The 6,228-nt window shown below is 56.0% G+C and carries 2 protein-coding genes, 2 tRNA genes and 2 rRNA genes; 1 reads left to right on the top strand and 5 read right to left on the bottom strand.

What is annotated here, in order from left to right:
- The 4 genes from WH5701_RS15450 to WH5701_RS15435 form a co-directional block, all read right to left on the bottom strand.
- Positions 1-959: ribosomal RNA gene (locus WH5701_RS15450) — 23S ribosomal RNA — on the bottom strand; the annotation flags it as partial.
- 503 nt (positions 960-1,462) lie between these two features.
- A tRNA-Ala gene (locus WH5701_RS15445) sits at positions 1,463-1,535 on the bottom strand.
- A gap of 9 nt (positions 1,536-1,544) precedes the next feature.
- Positions 1,545-1,618: transfer RNA gene (locus WH5701_RS15440), tRNA-Ile, on the bottom strand.
- A 197-nt stretch (positions 1,619-1,815) separates the two neighbouring features.
- Positions 1,816-3,301: ribosomal RNA gene (locus WH5701_RS15435) — 16S ribosomal RNA — on the bottom strand.
- Between the two features lie 833 nt (positions 3,302-4,134).
- On the opposite strand from WH5701_RS15435, the gene WH5701_RS15430 reads away from it, so the two are divergent.
- Positions 4,135-5,586, top strand: coding sequence for a glycoside hydrolase 100 family protein (locus WH5701_RS15430; RefSeq protein ID WP_037981200.1), 1,452 nt, complete (start codon positions 4,135-4,137; stop codon positions 5,584-5,586).
- 98 nt (positions 5,587-5,684) lie between these two features.
- Here the strand turns inward: WH5701_RS15430 and petD are convergent, their stop codons facing one another.
- The gene (gene petD, locus WH5701_RS15425) at positions 5,685-6,167 is read right to left on the bottom strand and encodes a cytochrome b6-f complex subunit IV (RefSeq protein WP_006173477.1); all 483 of its coding nucleotides are present in this window, start codon (positions 6,165-6,167) and stop codon (positions 5,685-5,687) included.
- Positions 6,168-6,228 lie beyond the last annotated feature (61 nt).

The raw sequence follows: 6,228 nt of genomic DNA, 5'->3' as shown, positions 1-6,228 counted from the left end.
TGCCTAGTTTCACACAGGGTATTCAGAGTTCGTATCGATTTGGTACCGCTCTCGCAGCCCGCACCGAAACGGTGGCTTTACCCCCCTGCTATAGCACTAGACGCTACGCCTCAACGTATTTCGGGGAGAACCAGCTAGCTCCGGGTTCGATTGGCATTTCACCCCTAACCACAGCTCATCCGCTGATTTTTCAACATCAGTCGGTTCGGACCTCCACTTGGTATCACCCAAGCTTCATCCTGGCCATGGTTAGATCACCCGGGTTCGGGTCTATAAACACTGACGATCGCCCTATTCAGACTCGCTTTCGCTATGGCTCCACCATTCCCGGTTTAACCTGCCAGTGCCTATAAGTCGCCGGCTCATTCTTCAACAGGCACACGGTCACCCGATCAGTCGGGCTCCCATTGCTTGTAAGCTCACGGTTTCATGTTCTATTTCACTCCCCTCCCGGGGTTCTTTTCACCTTTCCCTCGCGGTACTGTTGCGCTATCGGTCACACAGGAGTACTTAGCCTTACGAGGTGGTCCTCGCAGATTCATACGGAATTTCACGTGCTCCGTACTACTCGGGATACAGCTAGGCCAGATTCGTTTTCGCGTACGGGGCTTTCACCCTCTATGGCGCGCCTTTCAAACGCTTCCACTAACGTCACTGGTCCACGTTGCTGTCCCACAACCCCGATGGTCGGAACCATCGGTTTAGGCTCTTCCCCGTTCGCTCGCCGCTACTTAGGGAGTCGTTTTTACTTTCCTTTCCTCCAGCTACTAAGATGTTTCAGTTCGCTGGGTTGGCTCGTGCCAGCCTATGGATTCAGCTGGCCGTTCTAGGGGTTGCCCCATTCGGAAATTCCCGGATCAAAGCGTGTTTCCAGCTCCCCGAGACTTATCGCAGGTAACTACGTCCTTCATCGCCTCTGTGTGCCAAGGTATCCACCGTGAGCCCTTTGTAGCTTGACCAATTTATCTCCACATCACCTTACTGCGGTTGTACGCAGATTCTCCTGCTTTCATCCTCAACGCCTGATCAACTGAATTTCTTCAATTGATCTCGCATTGACTCTAAAAACAAGATCAAACCCGATTCTTTCGGCAAGAACCAGGAGCAATGTGGAGTCTCGGCTCCTACTCTAGAATCGCTCCAAAAACAAACGTTGATCCCAGGAGCCAAAGCCACCAGAATCATCGACTGCTGATGAAGCATCCATGAGATGCTTTATTTACAGACTTACCTATGCAGTTGTCAAGGTTCTACTGAACACCGCAACCATCAGCCTTTCAGCTGATCTTGCTGGAGTCCAGCGTCTTTTCAATCAAGGCCTATGGCAGTACTTGACTCGCATCAAGATACTGATCAAACCTTAAAATGAAAGGAAGCTAGAGTCCTTTTCTCAGTACAATCATCTAAAATCACCACCACAAGCTCTCTCCCTCTGCTTTCGCGATCCGGGCGGGTTGGTCAGTGGAGGTTAGCGGACTCGAACCGCTGACATCCTGCTTGCAAAGCAGGCGCTCTACCAACTGAGCTAAACCCCCAAACACGAATGGGCCATCCTGGACTTGAACCAGGGACCTCACCCTTATCAGGGGTGCGCTCTAACCACCTGAGCTAATGGCCCAGGGATACCCTTGCGGGGTGACCTAGACAAAGTTTAGGAACTGAAAAGACATCCACGACAGCTCAGAGGTCTCTCCATCGCTGGATTCACATCTGGCTTCGTCTCTGTCGGTTGAGGTACCGATTAACCATCGAGATGACAGGATCATGGCCTAGCAATAAATGAGCCAGACATCACGATCAGTTATTGTCTCCCTGTTAGGAGGTGATCCAGCCGCACCTTCCGGTACGGCTACCTTGTTACGACTTCACCCCAGTCATCAGCCCCACCTTCGGCGTCCTCCTCCCTTGCGGGTTGGAGTAACGACTTCGGGCATGGCCAACTTCCATGGTGTGACGGGCGGTGTGTACAAGGCCCGGGAACGTATTCACCGCAGTATGCTGACCTGCGATTACTAGCGATTCCTCCTTCACGTAGGCGAGTTGCAGCCTACGATCTGAACTGAGCCACGGTTTATGGGATTTGCTAGCTCTCGCGAGTTTGCTGCCCTTTGTCCGTAGCATTGTAGTACGTGTGTAGCCCAGGATGTAAGGGGCATGATGACTTGACGTCATCCACACCTTCCTCCGGTTTATCACCGGCGGTCTCTCTAGAGTGCCCAACTGAATGCTGGCAACTAAAGACGTGGGTTGCGCTCGTTGCGGGACTTAACCCAACATCTCACGACACGAGCTGACGACAGCCATGCACCACCTGTCACTGCGTTCCCGAAGGCACTCCCAAGTTTCCAAGGGATTCGCAGGATGTCAAACCCTGGTAAGGTTCTTCGCGTTGCATCGAATTAAACCACATACTCCACCGCTTGTGCGGGCCCCCGTCAATTCCTTTGAGTTTCACACTTGCGTGCGTACTCCCCAGGCGGAACACTTAACGCGTTGGCTACGACACCGGAAGGGTTAATTCTCCCGACACCTAGTGTTCATCGTTTACGGCCAGGACTACAGGGGTATCTAATCCCTTTCGCTCCCCTGGCTTTCGTCCATGAGCGTCAGTTATGGCCCAGCAGAGCGCCTTCGCCACTGGTGTTCTTCCCGATATCTACGCATTTCACCGCTACACCGGGAATTCCCTCTGCCCCTACCACACTCTAGCCTTGTAGTTTCCATTGCTGAAATGGAGTTGAGCTCCACGCTTTAACAACAGACTTTCAAGGCCGCCTGCGGACGCTTTACGCCCAATAATTCCGGATAACGCTTGCCACTCCCGTATTACCGCGGCTGCTGGCACGGAATTAGCCGTGGCTTATTCCTCAAGTACCGTCATGTCTTCTTCCTTGAGAAAAGAGGTTTACAGCCCAGAGGCCTTCGTCCCTCACGCGGCGTTGCTCCGTCAGGCTTGCGCCCATTGCGGAAAATTCCCCACTGCTGCCTCCCGTAGGAGTCTGGGCCGTGTCTCAGTCCCAGTGTGGCTGATCATCCTCTCAGACCAGCTACTGATCGATGCCTTGGTGAGCCATTACCTCACCAACTAGCTAATCAGACGCGGGCTCATCCCCAGGCGAAATTCGTTTCACCTCTCGGCATATGGGGTATTAGCGGCCGTTTCCGGCCGTTATCCCCCTCCTGAGGGCAGATTCCCACGCGTTACTCACCCGTCCGCCACTAGCCCGAAGGCTCGTTCGACTTGCATGTGTTAAGCACGCCGCCAGCGTTCATCCTGAGCCAGGATCAAACTCTCCGTTGTAGTCATCATTCCTATAAACTCTAATTCACATAACCTTGGCTTTCGCTAAAATCATGCCAACTATCATCGCAAATGATGTCGCCGTTACCCAATAACCTGACTTGCGTCAATCATTAGTTAAGGCCTCCTTCTAGCCAGAAGGGTTCGAGAGTGCATCACACAACATGCCAACCTCAATCACAACAACCTTCACAGATAACCTTTCGCGCTCATTCCTCATCAGAGTCTCCCCTGACAATCGAGTCTCGATCACTCATCCATGCGGTCGCCGCAACGTCTTTCAGCTGCTCGTGCAACGACTTTCCAAATCACTCAGATCCGGTCGCACCGTCTCTCACCTGAACATTCATTGAAAAAATTACCCGTGAAAGTAACCTTCTCAAAATTCAGGCAAAATCCTGATGCTTTTTTCTTTTGACGGGACCTCACACCTTTGCTGCTATCTCGTCAGACTCCTAAGCTCGGCTCAAGCCATGCCTCCCTTGCAGGAGCTCATTGCTCATCACCTCGCTTTGGCTTCTGACACAGCAAAAGCGTCAGTTCCTAAACTTTTTAGTTGTCCAGGTGCGCCTCCCTCAGCCTCTCGGCCTCCGGTGGCTCGCGGTGGTCTCCCAACCGCTTTTGAAACTTACAACACCGTCGGCCGGCTCTCGCCTCCTCCTGGTTGTAAGCCCTGCAGCGCTCGCCTTCCGGCTCACGCGCAGTCCAAAAACATACCACAGGTTCGGCCGCAGGTGCTGCAAGCACCTGACGAGCGCCGCGCTTAGCAGCCCAGATCGCCTGTCCTGTCTATGGTTTCGTAGGAACCGGCCCCGTTCAAGAGGAGTCCAGGCTTGGCGACACATTTCAGCCAGGAGCGGCTTCGCATCCGCCCCAGCTCCCGAGAAGACGCTGTTGTGGCCAGTGCCCGCGAAAAATTCGAGCGCACTCTGGTGTCGGTGCAGGGCTCCCTGGTGGGATCGGTGGCCGCCCTGGAGCATCCCCGCAGCCACGGCTCCCTCAATTACGGCGAAGTGTTTCTGCGCGACAACGTGCCGGTGATGATTCACCTGCTCCTGGAGGGTCGCTTTGACATTGTTCGTCACTTTCTGAGCGTCTGCCTTGACCTTCAGAGCAGCACCTACCAGACCCGTGGCGTCTTCCCCACCAGCTTCATCGAGGAGAACGGCCAGCTGATGGCCGACTACGGACAACGCTCGATCGGACGGATCACCTCGGTGGACGCCAGCCTGTGGTGGCCGATCCTGTGCTGGTACTACGTCAAGCGCAGCCAGGACTGGGAGTTCGGAGCCAGCCAGAAGGTGCAGCGGGGGGTGCAGCTGCTGCTCGATCTGGTGATGCACCCCACCTTCGAGGGCACACCGGTGCTGTTCGTTCCAGACTGCTCCTTCATGATCGACCGTCCGATGGACGTGTGGGGAGCCCCGCTGGAGGTGGAGGTCCTCCTGTTCGGCTGCCTTCGCAGCTGCGGCCATTTGATGGAGATCGCCCGACGTGACCGCAGCAGCCGCTTGCTGGAGCAGCGGCTCGAGCTCACCCGCCAGTGGATCCACGACCTCCGCTCCTTTCTGCTCAAGCACTACTGGGTCACCAGCAAGACGATGCAGGTGCTGCGCCGCCGACCCACCGAGCAATACGGCGACCATCAGCATGAAAACGAGTTCAATGTGCAGCCCCAGGTGATCCCCGACTGGCTCCAGGACTGGCTGGAAAACCGCGGCGGCTACCTGATCGGCAACATCCGCACGGGGCGTCCGGACTTCCGCTTCTACAGCCTGGGCAATTCCCTGGCGTGCCTGTTCGGACTGCTCACCGCACCGCAGCAGCGGGGCCTCTTCCGGTTGGTGCTGCACAACCGCAGCCACCTGATGGCGCAGATGCCGATGCGGATCTGCCATCCCCCCATGGAAGCGGCCGAGTGGATGACCAAGACCGGTTCCGATCCCAAGAACTGGCCGTGGAGCTACCACAACGGAGGCCACTGGCCGAGCCTGCTCTGGTATTTCGGTGGGGCCATCCTTCAGCATGAGCAAAACCACCCGCGGGCGGATGCACTGCTGATGGGGCAGGCCAAAGCCATGCTCGAGGAGTGTTACTGGTCACAGCTGAACCAGTTGCCGCGCCAGCAGTGGGCTGAGTACTTCGATGGACCCACCGGCACGTGGGTGGGGCAGCAATCCCGCACCTACCAGACCTGGACCATCATTGGCTTTCTGCTGCTGCACCACCTGCTGCGTGTCAATCCCGCCGACGTGTCGGTGCTCTCGATCGACGCGCCACCATAAAAAAAGCCGCCGAGGCCAACGGCGGCTGCAATGAACAATGGGAAGGAGGCGAGAAGTTAGATCAAGATCTGTCCAGGTCGAGATCTGTCCACTCGACTTCAGAACAAGCCGAGGGTGAGTGACTTGTCGATGGGCAGAGCGGCACCGATGCCCAGGTAGATCGTGAACACTGTTCCGAACAGGAAGGCGGCCATGGCCACAGGCCTGCGGAAGGGGTTCTGGAACTTGTTGAAGCTCTCGATGAAGGGGATGAGCATCAGGCCCAAGGGGACCATCGTCTGCAGGGCAATGCCCAGAAGCTTGTTGGGGACGACCCGAAGAATCTGAAAGACGGGGTAGAGGTACCACTCCGGCAGGATTTCGAGAGGTGTGGCGAAGGGATCAGCCTTGTCGCCGAGCATGGCTGGATCCAGCACTGCCAGGCCCACCACCATGGCGATGGTGCCCAGGATCACAACCGGGAAGATGTAGAGGAGATCGTTGGGCCAGGCAGGCTCTCCGTAGTAGTTGTGACCCATGCCCTTGGCCAGCTTGGCCCGCAAGCTGGGGTCGCTGAGATCAGGCTTCTTGAGGATGTGCATCGAAAGCACCGAGTGTGGGGTGAGAGGAGTGAAAAGGCTGAATCAGTTGATCGAGGCTGGA

The sequence above is a fragment of the Synechococcus sp. WH 5701 genome, from assembly GCF_000153045.1.
In the GTDB taxonomy this organism is placed as follows: domain Bacteria; phylum Cyanobacteriota; class Cyanobacteriia; order PCC-6307; family Cyanobiaceae; genus Regnicoccus_A; species Regnicoccus_A antarcticus.
This window is presented reverse-complemented; position numbering and strand designations above follow the sequence as displayed.